Genomic DNA, 13,218 nt, shown 5'->3' on the forward strand with positions numbered 1-13,218 from the left:
TTATCAAAAAGAATTACAACGCAATAAAATAAAGCCGTCGATGACAGATGGCTATGACTGCTACCAAAATGCGTTAGCAGAAAGGGTGAATGGCATATTGAAGCAAGAATTTTTGATTGGAAGATGCAGAACTTTTAAAGAATTAGAAAGGCATATTAGTGAGTCTATTGATATCTATAATAGGTATCGACCTCACTTAAGTCTTAATATGAAAACACCAGAAGAAGTGCATGAAAAAGCCAGTATGGAATCCATACTGGCTTAACAAAAAATCGTCAACTTATTTTAGGACGACACAAGTTTAAATTTATTAGGCTGGCAGCATGATAGTTGCTTCACCCGTTACCACGACTTTGCCATCACATTCGCAAACCGTTTTTAGCGTTGCACGACGGCGGCGTTCATTAATATCGGTCACAGTAACGGTCGTTACCACTTCTTGACCAACAAAAACAGGCAAACGAAATTTCAGTGTTTGCTCTAAATAAATGCAACCCGGCCCAGGTAATTTAGTGCCAATTGCCGCAGAGATAAACCCAGCGGTCAGCATGCCGTGAGCAATAGGTTTACCAAAAGATGTGGTGGCGGCATAATCGGCATCTAAATGGACAGGGTTTGTATCGCCCGTTACATCTGCAAAAGCTTGGACATCACCCTGAGAAACTACTTTTCGATATTCAACACTTTGATCGATGGAAAGTTGTTCTAATGTATAGCCAGTCGTCATTACCAATCCTTATTTAGTCATTTTTGGTTATGGTACACTTTCAATGGATTATTCTTAAGAGGTATCTATGGTTAAGTTGGTAATTTTTGATTGGGACGGTACCTTATTTGATTCCATCGATAAAATATGTGAAAGCATGTTACACGCTGGCGTGACAGCGGGTGCGCCAAAAAGAGATAAAAACGATATTAAAAACATCATTGGACTATCGCTAGATAAGGCTGTTGCTACAGTTTGGCCAGAGCTGTCATTAAACGAGCAAAACATCATTGTTGAGCACTATAAAAATCTGTATGTGGCGTCTGATCAAGTGCCGCCGTTGGCGTATCCTGGTGTTATCGAACAGCTGGATAAGCTCAAGGCGGCAGGCTTTAAAATGGCTGTAGCTACTGGAAAAAGCCGTAGAGGATTAGAAAGGGTTATGGCGCTGACGAATACGAGAGAATATTTTGTTACTTCTCGATGTGCGGATGAGGCGTTATCAAAACCCCACCCACTAATGCTTGAACAAATCTTGACTGAATTAAGCATGTCGCCAGAAAACGCCATCATGGTGGGGGATACTGAGTACGATTTAAATATGGCGACCAATGCTGGAATGAAAAGTGTTGCTGTGACCTATGGTGCGCACCATGAAAGCAGATTAAAAGCCTGTCGACCACACGAATTAATAAACGATTTTAACCAATTATCTAACATTTTAGGGCTATAAAATGAGCTGGACAGAAGACGAAGATAGAGAAAAGTCACTTAATCAGGCACCAGATACGCAAGAAGAGAGCGCTATTCAGGAAAAAACTGAGAAAGTGGACCCAAATAAAGAAATTTGGACCTTGCTTGAAAAAACACTTAGCGAAAACCTTATAGAAAAACGCCGGGCTAGACGTTGGAGAATTTTCTTTCGATTCACTACGTTAGCCATTTTTGTAGGGATAATTTCTAGCTGGATTGTTAAATCAAACTTTGAAGAAGTCAGTCTAGAGAACAATGTGGTTGCTATGATTCCTATGCGCGGAGTGATCGGTGCGGATAATGAAATAGAATCTTCGGAATATGTTCGTCTACTTAATGTTGCCTACAAGAATCCAAGCTTAAAAGGGGTAGTTATTGAGATGAACAGTCCTGGGGGCAGTCCAGTGCATTCAGGCATTATTTACGATGCTATTCGTAAAAAAGAGCAAGATTACCCAGATATTCCTGTTTTCGTAGTTGTTGAAGATATGGCGGCTTCTGGTGGGTATTATATTGCGTCTGCGGCTAATCAAATTTATGCCGATAAAGCGAGTTTAGTTGGCTCAATTGGTGTTATTTCATCAGGGTTTGATGCCAGCAACTTGCTTGAAAAAATTGGTGTAGAGCGACGTACTTTTACGGCGGGCCGCAATAAGGCATTTCTTGACCCTTTCACACCAATGACAGAGGAGGCCAAAGAGAAATGGCAAGCAGTGTTGGATGAAACGCACAGTCAGTTTATTAACGCTGTTAAAAAAGGTCGTGGTGACAGGCTTGTTATTACGGACGATGTGTTCTCCGGTATGGTGTTTACAGGCTCTCAAGCCGTTAAAATCGGTCTAATTGATGGGTTGGCCAGTGTTAATGAAATATTGGATACCCGCTTTCCGAATGCTGAGCCGGTTATATACGAACCTAAGCAAGAGTCTTGGCGCGAATTAGCCAAAGAGCTTGGTGTTGAGATGGCAACAAAGGTAATTAACTCTACGAGCCTTCAGTAGTAGTTTGTTGAACGTATTTAAAAGCTCCTACGGGAGCTTTTTTATTGTCTAAAATGAAGTGCAGAAGTGATTCTTGCCAGATTTTGTACCTATCTGTTCTTTATTTAATATTTATCATATAAATGATAATATATTTATTAATATTATCTTTAAATCATATCTTGGGTGGCACTCTTATGGCGCGAAAAGCAAATATAGCAAGAGAAGAAATTCATCAAGCCTGCTGGGAGCTAATTGAGAAAAATAGCTTCCCCAACATTCCGCGCCTGACGGATTATTTTTCGAAAAAGGATGGGCGACGTTGTTCCAATACAACCTTTTTGAACGCCATTACAGAATGGGAAGAAATCTATAAAGAACAACAACAGCATAAGCTGAGTGAGTTAAATGATGTTTTGCTTCCCGCTTTCAAACACTTTTCAAGAGAAGTGACACAAAGCCTAGGAAAATTGCTTGATGAAAAGGCGTCTGATATTGAGCAACATCAACACAGAAAACAGGAGTCGACAGAGGGGGGCTATCTTTCTTTATCCACTGTGCTCATTGACTTACAAGCAGAACATGAAAAACTGCAACTGGAGCACCAGAAAGTCTGTCGTGAAGTTGAAATGCTAAAGGATAAATCGGCTTTCAATGAGCAAAGATATGAAGAGGTGATATCACAAAACGCGGTCTTAACAAGTCAGTTAAAGCAAGAGCAGAAGGCTAATTCAGAACTCACTATCAACCTCGCTCAGAAAGAAGTCGACCTTGCAAAACAAGATAATCAGCTAACTAGATTGAAGGATGAAAATAGACAGTTGGCACACGAACAGGAATTGCATCAACAAAACTCAACGAAGGCTGAGGTTGAGAAATGGGATGAAATGTCGAAAAAGCTTGATGCTTTAGCCAGCTCAATGAAAACCATGCAACGCAAAGATAGAGGCTCGAAACAATAACCGTTATAATGCGTCACTCGCTATTTCCGCGTATCCAAAATTAAGAAGAGAAAATGAGCTACAAACAATCCGCCGTTCGTGATTTAACCTCTATCAAAGATTTTATCCGCTGGACCTTCAGCCGCTTCCAAAAGGCTGATTTGTTCTATGGCCATGGTACAGACAACCCTTGGGATGAAGCTATTCACTTGGTTATGGGGGCTTTAAAGCTTCCTATTGATTTTGATCGAGACATGTTGGATTGCGCTCTGACATACAATGAAAAAAAACACATTCTTAAGCTGGTAGACACTCGCATTACAAAACGAGAGCCTTTACCGTACCTGTTAGGTGAAGCATGGTTTATGGGCTTACCATTTAAAGTGACGAAAGATACATTAATTCCACGCTCACCAATCATTTCACTGTTAGAAACCGAATTTACGCCTTGGTTGAAAAATTACCCATTACATATCTTAGATATGTGCACCGGGTCTGGCTGCTTAGGTATCGCAGCGGCACTCGTTTTTGAAGATGCCCAAGTGGATATTTCTGATATTAGTGAAGCCGCTTTAACTGTGGCTAATGAAAATATTTTACGTCACCAAGTAGAAGACAAAGTTCGTGCTATCCACTCTGATATGTTTAAAAACTTGGCCGGGAACCAATACGATCTGATTATTTGCAACCCGCCATATGTTGATGCTGATGACTTCCAGAGTGCACCGGCAGAATTTCACAACGAGCCGGAATTAGCCTTAACGTCTGGTGAAGATGGCCTGACTTTTACTCATGAATTTTTAGCCCAAGTCGCGCATTATCTGCAAGATGACGGTATATTAGTCTACGAAGTAGGAAACACTGAAATTGCGCTGCAAGCGGCTTATCCCAACATTCCATTTATGTGGGTTGAATTAGAGCAGGGTGGTAATGGTGTTTTTATCCTAACAAAAGAACAACTTAGCGAACTATTACAAGAGCAGAAATAAACTATGTCTGGTAATACATTTGGAACACTTTTTAAAGTCACCACATTTGGTGAAAGTCACGGTCTTGCGTTAGGCGCCATTGTTGATGGTTGCCCGCCAGGCATCGAACTCTGCGAAGCGGATCTACAACGAGATTTAGATCTTCGTAAACCAGGAACTTCAAAACACACCACACAGCGCCGCGAAGCCGATGAAGTAAAGATTCTATCTGGCGTTTTTGAAGGTAAAACAACCGGTACGCCAATCGGCTTATTGATCGAAAATACCGATCAACGTTCTAAAGACTATGGCAACATCGCAGAAACTTTCCGTCCAGCTCATGCCGATTACACTTATGACCAAAAATATGGTTTCCGTGACTATCGTGGTGGCGGTCGCTCATCTGCACGTGAAACGGCCATGCGGGTTGCTGCTGGAGCCATTGCAAAGAAATATCTGAAGCAACAGTTTGGCATTGAAATACAGGGTTTCTTGTCACAACTTGGTCCGATCAAATTGGAAGTGAAAGATTTAAGCCAAGTTTATGAAAACAGCTTTTTCAGTCCAGATCCGGACGCCATTCCAGAGCTTGAAGAGTACATGACGGCATTAAGACGCGAAGGCGACTCAGTCGGTGCGAAAATTACAGTGATTGCCAAAAATGTGATGCCTGGTTTAGGAGCGCCTGTTTTTGATCGTTTGGATGCGGATATCGCCAAAGCCATCATGAGCATTAACGCGGTTAAAGGGGTAGAAATTGGTGACGGTTTTGATGTTGTTGAGCAGAAAGGCAGCGAACACCGCGACGAAATGACACCTGAAGGTTTCCTAAGCAATCATGCTGGCGGAGTATTGGGAGGCATATCTTCTGGACAAGATATTGTTGTTCATATGGCTCTAAAACCAACATCCAGTATTACCATTCCGGGTAAGAGCATCGATCGTGCAGGAAATGCCATAGAGGTTATTACCAAAGGTCGACATGATCCTTGTGTTGGCATACGTGCAACGCCGATCGCTGAAGCCATGTTGGCTTTAACCATTATGGATCATTTGCTAAAACATAGAGCGCAAAATGCCGATGTTGCTTGTCCAACGCCCATTATCAAGGGACAAGCCTAAGTTAAATGGTGAACAAAATAATAAGCCGCTACTGGTAAAATAGCGGCTTTTTTTATTTTTCAAAAAAGGAATAAAGCCCATGACAACTCCACTAAGTTCCACCGTAATTAGGGTAAGCGTAGGATCAACCAATCCAGTTAAAGTAAATGCAGCCAGACAGGCGTTTTTACAAATATTCCCAAATCACACGATTCATTGTGAAGAAATGCACGCGCCATCAGAGGTTGCTGATCAACCCATGACAGAAGCCGAAACACGTCTTGGCGCTCAAAACCGAGCAAAATACTGCTATGAGCATGTTAGCAATCAAGGAATGGATTTTTTTGTTTCGATGGAAGGTGGTGTTGATCAATTTGAGGAGGGTGCAGCAACCTTTGCCTACGTGGCTATTGTAAATAGTGACGGGGAAATGATGACTGGCCGTTCTGCAAATTTGCCACTACCAGAAAAAGTCTTTAAACGATTGCAAAACAATGAAGAATTAGGTGTCGTCATGGATGACTTATTTAATACAGACAATATTCGTCAAAAAGGTGGTGCCATCGGATTGTTCACCAACCATGCAGCCACAAGAGAAACGGTTTATACCCAAGCGCTAATCCTTGCGCTAGCGCCAGCGCTATATCCTGAACATTATCAATCACGGAAAAAGAAGAACGAATGAAATACAAATGGATTATATTTGACGCTGACGAAACACTTTTTCACTTCGATAATTTTGCAGGCTTAAAGCATATGTTTGCCAAGCATGATATTGCTTTCGAAAAGCAAGATTACGACGAATATCAGACTGTAAACAAACAGCTTTGGGTGGAGTATCAAAACAACCAAATTACGGCAGAGCAACTGCAAACAAGACGGTTTAAATTATGGTCTGATAGACTAAAAATTAGCCCGAAGGATCTCAATAAACAGTTTTTAGAATCCATGGCTGAAATCTGTCAAACATTGCCAGGTGCCACTGAGTTAGTTAAATATCTATTCGACAACAATGTACGTATGGCCATTATTACCAATGGATTTGTACAGTTACAACAGATTAGATTAGAACGAACTGGAATGTTGCCATACTTTTCACCGGTGGTTATTTCAGAATTGGTTGGCGTCGCTAAACCTCATCCTACAATCTTCCAGCATGCTTTAGTGCAAATGGGTAATCCCGACAAAGATAAAATCCTGATGGTTGGTGATACGCTAGAGTCTGATATTGTAGGCGGAATCAATTTTGGTATTGATACATGTTGGCTGAACCATCATAACAAAACGCATCCAAAAGAGATCACGCCAACATTCCAAATACGGTCTTTAGATGAGCTGCTTAATTGGTTTAAGTCTCAATAAGAAATAACCCAAAAGGATTAACAAACAGAGTGCTCAATATAGACTCACTATTTCCGATAAATGTTATTATCGGAAATAGTGTTAATAGAGAAAAATGAACAGGTTTGCTCATTTAAACTATTAAAAATTTAACATTCAGTTTGTGTGCATTGATTTTAACCCAAGTCGTACGCACAACACATATCACAATAGCTCGAAGTTATTTATCTTCTGAAATGATGCAACGATTACGTCCTTGCCCTTTTGCTTCATACAAAGCCTGATCTGCAAGGGATAAAATTTTATCGACGCTGATACCTTTGTCTGACGACCAGAAAGCAAGCCCCATTGAGACAGTGATGTTACCAACGACATCAAATGTTTCTTCTGATATTGCGATTCGTAATTTCTCTGCCAATATAAAAGCGTCATCCAAAGATGTTTCTTTTAATAGCAACACAAATTCTTCGCCGCCAGTTCGGAAAACCATGTCGCCGTCATTAGAAAACGTTTTCAATATTTGAGTTTGTCTCTGAAGCACTTTATCGCCAACATCGTGGCCAAAGTTATCATTAATACGTTTAAAGTAATCAATATCCAGTGCTAATACTGAAAACGGTATTTCAAGTAATGACATCTGTTGGAGCTTTATCTGAAAGGCTCTTCGATTATTCGCACCGGTTAAAGGATCTGTCTCAGCGTCTCGCTTAAGATCACCAATTTGGTTTTGGACTAATTTGACCCCTGTTAACATGGCACGCTTTAAGCCCAAACTTTCTACATACCAAGATCGGATACTTTCAATCTCTTGATCAACATTTGGATTATCGAGTGAACTCGCTTTTTCGGCTAATTGTTGTAGAGGTCTTGAAATGGCTCTAGCAAATAACCAAATGAATAAAAATACGGCTAGGGCTATTGGTAATGTCCCCAAAATGACTCTTTCTATGATACCAACTAAAGGCACCAAGGTTTTTTCCATAGGGCTTTGGGTAATGATTACCCAGCCAGTACTTGGGATGGTTGAGTATCCCGCCAGCATGTTAATCCCTTTACTATTGTTTAGTAACATCCCTCCTTCTTTGGTGGATAAGATGTGCTCTAAGCCATTATTATTAGAAATAAATGTACCAATGCGTTTCTTCTCGGGGTGATATAAAATTTGTTTGTTTTGATCTATGACGTAAATATACGATCCGTTGTTGTAGTAGTGCTCACCAAGTATGTCACTTAATATATTGGTTTTTTTAAGGTAAATCGAACCACCGAGAAAACCTAAGTAATCGCCATTGAAATCAAAAATGGGCGTAGAGATAAAAATAATTAGATTGCCAAGAGTTGAAAGGTATGGGGCACTAATAAGCGCCCTTTTCTTGTCTAATGCTTCCACACTGCCTTCAGATGAAAGTTGTGTCCCAATAAGGTTGAGTGTTTCTGGTGAGGCCGCTTGCGTTAAACCATTTGAATTACTGATAACAACGGAATTAAAACTATCTGTTTGATACTTAAGACGATTGGCTTCATCAATCAAATAAGAGCCATTATTCATTTGGTTAAATATTGAATTCGCTGTGTAGGCTAGCTGCTGCTGCGAAGAGGTTAAAAATACCTCTGTGGTATCAGAAAGTTTATCTGCATAAGCCCTATTTACTTCGATGGTTTGTTGTATCAACTGCTCTCTTTGAACTTTATAGTTCGAGAAAACCCCATTAATGAAAGTTAAGGCGGTTGCAGTCAGTGCGACAAATAGAATAAGGCGGTTAAGTTTCAAGAATTTACTTTTTAATGCAGTCAAAACAGTACATCCATTACATCGACTAAAGCTCGTGGTTCTATTACCACGTTGCGCATAAAGTACAGGGAGAAACGCTATCCCCCTGTACCAAGTTTCTTTAGCTTATCAGAGACTGTTATATCGATAAACCACTGTTAATTTATTTTGAATTTGTTTGCGTGTATGCGGTTAATCATAACCATGATGAGCGCCATAAAGGACAAAGTGGCAGCGGCTGTAGGAATCCAGTCAAAGCTAAAGCCGATACTAATCACCAACCCACCTAGTGCGGCCCCTAATGCATTACCTAAGTTAAAAGCACCAATGTTAATAGAAGAAGCAAGGCCTGGAGCTTGATCCGCTATTTTCATAACTTGCATTTGCAATGGTGGACCACTACCAAAGATAACCACCCCCCATAACAATGTCGTTAAACTGGCTCCTATGAGTGTTGTTGAGGTAAAACGAAATAGTAGTAATACCAATACCTGAGAACCTAAGAAAATGAATAACGCTAAATCTGGCGATTTATCGGTGATTTTTCCGCTAATGTAGTTGCCTAATGTAAACCCGATTCCGACAAGCATTAACATTGTGGCAATGGCGTTATCTGAAGCATCAGCAAGCGTTTTCATGATGGGGGTTATGTAAGTGTAAAGCGTAAACATTGACCCGGCACACATTACCGTAGTGGCAAATGCCCTTAGGGCTGCAGGTTGCATGATGGCTTTAAGCTCAGTTTTAACATCCGGTTTAATCGGTTTTTCCATGCTAGGTAAACTGCGTCCAATACCGATTACCGCAACGATGCCGAGTAATGCTGTCACGGCGAAAGAAACTCGCCAATCAAAGGTTTGTCCCAGCCAAGTGGTAATTGGCACTCCAACAATGTTGGCGATCGTTAAACCTAAAAAAATAGACGCAACCGCTGAGCCTTTTTTATGAATCGGAGCGAGGTTCATCGCAACAACGGCGCCAATACCAAAAAAAGCACCATGGGAAAAGCTGGTAATCACTCTGGATATTAAAAAGGTTTCATAATTAACGGATACTGCTGACAGGATATTGCCGATCACAAAAACCACCATTAAAGCCAACAGTGATGTCTTGTGGCTATAACGAGTTAAATATAAAGTGATAAGTGGTGCACCAATCATTACTCCAACAGCATAGGCGCTAATCAACAAACCGGCGGCAGGTATCGATGCATTTACTCCGTCTGCAATGACAGGTAATAAGCCCATAGGCATAAATTCTGTTGTGCCAATACCGAATGTCCCTAAGGCAATAGCAAATATGCCCCATTGGTAAGTCTGCATATAAACTCCATTATTTGTTTAAAAGATTACAAAAATCCGAGGGTATAAAAATAAAATAAGCCAAGAGCTGAGACCCTTGGCTTATTGATTGTCATGCGAGATTTTACAACACTTGTTGAGCGATTGCTTGGTCAAAGAGCAGATAGTCTATATCCGCTTACTTTTTGAATCTTTCTTTTAAATCTGGCCACCAAAACCAATACACAATAAACACAATTAAACAGAAACCAAATACATTAATGAGCACACTCATTTCGACTCCTTGATACGTTGCTGGGAATTCTCCCTATTGGCAATATGAAATAACCTAAGGCGATTAGCATTGATCACGACGGTAACGGATGATAAAGACATAGCGGCACCTGCAATGATCGGACTTAGTAACCAGCCAGTAAGTGGAAATAAAACGCCCGCTGCAATGGGGATTCCTAAGCTGTTATAGGCAAATGCCCCCCATAAATTCTGTTTAATATTTCGTAAGGTAGCCGAACTTATTTTTATCACGTCCACAGCGCTTTGAAGGTCATTGTGTATTAAGGTGATATCCGCTGTTTCCATGGCCACATCGGTTCCAGCGCCCATTGCAAACCCGACATCCGCTTGTGCCAAAGCAGGAGCATCATTAATTCCGTCACCAATCATTCCAACTACCTTCCCTTCAGCCTGAAGTTTTTTAACCCAGTCCAATTTGTCATTCGGCATTAGCTGGGCATGATAATCATCAATACCTACCTGCTTAGCGACAGAGGCTGCGGCGTCTGAATTGTCCCCAGTTAACATAACAACCTTTAAGCCTAGGTTTTTAAAGTTTGTGATAGCGGCTTTCATTCCGGCTTTTACTGGGTCCTCTATATAGAAGATAGCCAGTAATTGACTTTGATCAGACAGAAATACTCGGCTCGCTGCTTTTTGGAGATTAGAGTCCTCTGTTAAGTCGATAGAGACACCCTTTTCTTTCATCAATCGCTCATTACCTAAGAAGTACGCCTTCCCATTAATATGCGCGCTGACACCTTGACCGGCCAAAGATGTAAAGCCCTCTACTAACACATCCCGTTTTTGACTCGAAAGCTTTTCGCAATAGTCTAGCAAAGCAGCAGCAAGTGGATGATTTGCTCGTTTTTCCAAGGCAATAACGAGATCTGCAATTTCATCAATTTGAGCATGCTCATTATTAATTTGATGAACTACTTTCGGTCTGCCTTCGGTAATAGTACCTGTCTTATCTAGAACAATAACGTTTAACTCACTGGCACGCTGTAAGGCTTCACCATTACGAATTAAGCCACCGTATTCAGCTGCTTTACCAATGCCGATCATAGTCGAGATGGGAGTAGCCAACCCTAAAGCACAAGGGCACGCAATGATTAACACCGAAATAGTCGTTACTAGGATGTAGGAAGGCATAACATCGGGAGCAAAGTTAAACCAGGCAAGAGCAGTCAAAATTGCCATTATGATTACACTGGGGACAAAAATAGAAGACACTTTATCTGCTAATACACTAATAGGGGGTTTTGAGTTTTGCGCTTTCCCTACTAGAGTGATGATTTGCGCCAACAAAGTGTCAGAACCTACACGAGTGGCTGTAAACAGTAAACTGCCATGACCGTTTACGGTGCCTGCCGAAACCGAGCTACCTGCCCCTTTTTTAATTGGTTCGGCTTCTCCGGTTAACATAGATTCATTAACCGTAGACTCTCCCTCTATCACCTTTCCATCAACAGGGATCTTGTCACCTGTTCGCACTCGTAGAATATCATTTACATGAATATCTGTGACGCTCACGCGAACCTCTTTCCCTTGTTCGACGCGAGTTGCCATTTTCGGTCGTAGATCTAAGAGTTTATGCAGTGCTTGGCTTGTTTTTCGCCGAGCTTTAAGTTCTAACGCTTGACCAAGGTTAATAAGGCCAATAATCATAACGCTTGCTTCAAAATACAAATGCTGAGTATTTTCAGGTAACCAGTTAGCAGGAACCACTATAACCAACATTGAATATAACCAAGCGCTGCCAGTCCCTAATGCAATCAATAAATCCATATTCGCCTGATGATTGCTAAATGCTTTCCAAGCACCGCGAAAATAATGCTTACCAGCAAAGATCATTATTAAGAGCGTGGCAATGCCAACAGCCGACCACAAGAGTCTTTCGTTGAGCGTAGTCACCGCCATACTTCCACCTAGCAGGCCATATAACATCAAAGGAATGCCGGCACCTAGACCTAAAGCTGACGATCGACATTTGTGATGGTATTCCGCTAACTCTCGTTTGGCACGCTCGTCCTCATTTTGCGCTTCATCAAGAATAATACTCGCTTGGTAACCAGAGTCTTCTATAGCTCTAATTAATGGATCAGCAGCGCCTTTTGTTACGACTTGTGCAGTATGGTTTGCAAAGTTAACGTCTGCTGAAAGAACGTTAGTTGTGCTTAATAGCGCTTTTTTCACTGTATTAACGCAACCAGCACAGGTCATTCCACTAATAGCCAGTTGATAATTTGAAACACCTTCTTCAGTTTTCGAGCCGGTCTGTACTGGTTGATCCGTCTTTTGAGTATTGGCCACATCTGATGAATGAGCACGCTCATCATAATTTTCCAAGCCAGATGATTGAAATCCAGCATCGCTTACAACCGCTTCTATTGCTTCCAAATTCAATGAGGATGTCACTGTAAGGGTGTTCTCTTTGGGGTTGCCTTCAATAATAGCTTTTGGGTGTATTGCTTGAATGGCATTTCGCACTTTTGAAACACACCCTTGGCACGACATACCAGTAACACTAAGGGTTAATGTTGTATTATCTTCTTGATTCAACTTTGGCGATGTCATTTTTACCCTCCTGTCCGCGCTTATATAGTGCTTTATTTGTTATCTTCCCAGTCTTCAATCAAACAACAGATTGAGTGTCCATCAGGTGTACCATTTGGCATCTTTTCCCATGCTGCTAAAGCGTCTTCCATTTTGGCCAAATGAGCTTGCAGTTGAGCAATCTTTAATTTGGTTTCTGGGACTTTTTTCTCTAACAGGTCACGAACAAGTGGGCATGGAGAATCACCTTTATCTGATTGATAAAAAATGCCCTCTATTTGCTTAAGGCTGAAACCCAGATCACTGGCTTGCCGAATAAAATTAAGCCTTTGTAGAGCGACATTATCGTAAATCTGATAACCATTACTTGGATCTCTCTGCGCCTGTATTAAACCAAGCCTAGTGTAATGCCGAACGGTGTCAGCAGTTACCTTCCCCTTTTTGGCTAATTCGCTTACTCGCATAGGAACTCCTAAACTCATCACATCAATAACTTCATTGTAAAACCTATGTGTAGCTCATAG

The 13,218-nt window shown here is 41.2% G+C and carries 13 protein-coding genes; 8 read left to right on the forward strand and 5 right to left on the reverse strand.

What is annotated here, in order from left to right; all coding sequences use genetic code 11:
• Positions 1 to 265: integrase core domain-containing protein (locus C0J08_RS11115; protein WP_212652676.1), on the forward strand; the 265-nt coding region annotated here is incomplete at its 5' end.
• Between the two features lie 45 nt (positions 266 to 310).
• On the opposite strand, the gene C0J08_RS11120 is transcribed toward C0J08_RS11115, so the two are convergent.
• Positions 311 to 727 carry a MaoC family dehydratase gene (locus tag C0J08_RS11120; protein ID WP_212656193.1) on the reverse strand — a complete coding sequence of 139 codons (417 nt, stop codon included), beginning with the start codon at positions 725 to 727 and terminating at the stop codon, positions 311 to 313.
• A gap of 67 nt (positions 728 to 794) precedes the next feature.
• On the opposite strand from C0J08_RS11120, the gene C0J08_RS11125 reads away from it, so the two are divergent.
• The 7 genes from C0J08_RS11125 (at position 795) to yjjG (ending at position 6,811) form a co-directional block, all read left to right on the forward strand.
• The gene (locus C0J08_RS11125) at positions 795 to 1,439 is read left to right on the forward strand and encodes an HAD-IIIA family hydrolase (RefSeq protein ID WP_212656194.1); all 645 of its coding nucleotides are present in this window, start codon (positions 795 to 797) and stop codon (positions 1,437 to 1,439) included.
• A 1-nt stretch (position 1,440) separates the two neighbouring features.
• Positions 1,441 to 2,460 carry a signal peptide peptidase SppA gene (gene sppA, locus C0J08_RS11130; RefSeq protein ID WP_212656195.1) on the forward strand — a complete coding sequence of 340 codons (1,020 nt, stop codon included), beginning with the start codon at positions 1,441 to 1,443 and terminating at the stop codon, positions 2,458 to 2,460.
• Between the two features lie 176 nt (positions 2,461 to 2,636).
• Complete coding sequence (locus C0J08_RS11135; RefSeq protein ID WP_212656196.1) at positions 2,637 to 3,401, forward strand: hypothetical protein; 765 nt, start codon at positions 2,637 to 2,639, stop codon at positions 3,399 to 3,401.
• Between the two features lie 53 nt (positions 3,402 to 3,454).
• Complete coding sequence (prmB, locus tag C0J08_RS11140; protein WP_212656197.1) at positions 3,455 to 4,369, forward strand: 50S ribosomal protein L3 N(5)-glutamine methyltransferase; 915 nt, start codon at positions 3,455 to 3,457, stop codon at positions 4,367 to 4,369.
• Between the two features lie 3 nt (positions 4,370 to 4,372).
• Positions 4,373 to 5,470 (forward strand): chorismate synthase, encoded by a 1,098-nt coding sequence (gene aroC / locus C0J08_RS11145; protein WP_212656198.1) that lies wholly within the window; start codon positions 4,373 to 4,375, stop codon positions 5,468 to 5,470.
• 79 nt (positions 5,471 to 5,549) lie between these two features.
• On the forward strand, positions 5,550 to 6,134 hold the full coding sequence (gene yjjX, locus C0J08_RS11150) for an inosine/xanthosine triphosphatase (RefSeq protein ID WP_212656199.1): 585 nt from the start codon (positions 5,550 to 5,552) through the stop codon (positions 6,132 to 6,134).
• A complete protein-coding gene (gene yjjG, locus C0J08_RS11155) occupies positions 6,131 to 6,811 on the forward strand; it encodes a pyrimidine 5'-nucleotidase (RefSeq protein ID WP_212656200.1) in 681 nt (226 codons plus the stop codon). Before yjjX ends, yjjG begins: the two co-directional genes overlap by 4 nt.
• Positions 6,812 to 7,010: 199 nt before the next feature.
• Here yjjG and C0J08_RS11160 read toward each other — a convergent pair whose 3' ends face one another.
• From C0J08_RS11160 to C0J08_RS11175, 4 genes are all read right to left on the reverse strand, one after another.
• Positions 7,011 to 8,585, reverse strand: a complete 1,575-nt coding sequence (locus tag C0J08_RS11160; protein WP_212656201.1) for a sensor domain-containing diguanylate cyclase — start codon at positions 8,583 to 8,585, stop codon at positions 7,011 to 7,013.
• Between the two features lie 134 nt (positions 8,586 to 8,719).
• On the reverse strand, positions 8,720 to 9,883 hold the full coding sequence (locus tag C0J08_RS11165; RefSeq protein WP_212656202.1) for an MFS transporter: 1,164 nt from the start codon (positions 9,881 to 9,883) through the stop codon (positions 8,720 to 8,722).
• 249 nt (positions 9,884 to 10,132) lie between these two features.
• Positions 10,133 to 12,715, reverse strand: a complete 2,583-nt coding sequence (locus C0J08_RS11170; RefSeq protein ID WP_212656203.1) for a heavy metal translocating P-type ATPase — start codon at positions 12,713 to 12,715, stop codon at positions 10,133 to 10,135.
• Between the two features lie 32 nt (positions 12,716 to 12,747).
• The gene (locus C0J08_RS11175) at positions 12,748 to 13,158 is read right to left on the reverse strand and encodes a MerR family transcriptional regulator (protein WP_212652065.1); all 411 of its coding nucleotides are present in this window, start codon (positions 13,156 to 13,158) and stop codon (positions 12,748 to 12,750) included.
• Positions 13,159 to 13,218 lie beyond the last annotated feature (60 nt).

This window comes from Marinomonas sp. CT5 (genome assembly GCF_018336975.1).
Taxonomy (GTDB): Bacteria; Pseudomonadota; Gammaproteobacteria; order Pseudomonadales; family Marinomonadaceae; genus Marinomonas.

Excerpts from the sequence above, each read along its gene's own strand:
- yjjX (WP_212656199.1), top strand. The coding sequence starts at position 5,550 with ATGACAACTCCACTAAGTTCCACCGTAATTAGGGTAAGCGTAGGATCA.
- C0J08_RS11175 (WP_212652065.1), bottom strand. The coding sequence starts at position 13,158 with ATGCGAGTAAGCGAATTAGCCAAAAAGGGGAAGGTAACTGCTGACACC.
- prmB (WP_212656197.1), top strand. The coding sequence starts at position 3,455 with ATGAGCTACAAACAATCCGCCGTTCGTGATTTAACCTCTATCAAAGAT.
- aroC (WP_212656198.1), top strand. The coding sequence starts at position 4,373 with ATGTCTGGTAATACATTTGGAACACTTTTTAAAGTCACCACATTTGGT.
- sppA (WP_212656195.1), top strand. The coding sequence starts at position 1,441 with ATGAGCTGGACAGAAGACGAAGATAGAGAAAAGTCACTTAATCAGGCA.
- C0J08_RS11165 (WP_212656202.1), bottom strand. The coding sequence starts at position 9,883 with ATGCAGACTTACCAATGGGGCATATTTGCTATTGCCTTAGGGACATTC.
- C0J08_RS11120 (WP_212656193.1), bottom strand. The coding sequence starts at position 727 with ATGACGACTGGCTATACATTAGAACAACTTTCCATCGATCAAAGTGTT.
- C0J08_RS11125 (WP_212656194.1), top strand. The coding sequence starts at position 795 with ATGGTTAAGTTGGTAATTTTTGATTGGGACGGTACCTTATTTGATTCC.
- C0J08_RS11170 (WP_212656203.1), bottom strand. The coding sequence starts at position 12,715 with ATGACATCGCCAAAGTTGAATCAAGAAGATAATACAACATTAACCCTT.
- C0J08_RS11135 (WP_212656196.1), top strand. The coding sequence starts at position 2,637 with ATGGCGCGAAAAGCAAATATAGCAAGAGAAGAAATTCATCAAGCCTGC.
- yjjG (WP_212656200.1), top strand. The coding sequence starts at position 6,131 with ATGAAATACAAATGGATTATATTTGACGCTGACGAAACACTTTTTCAC.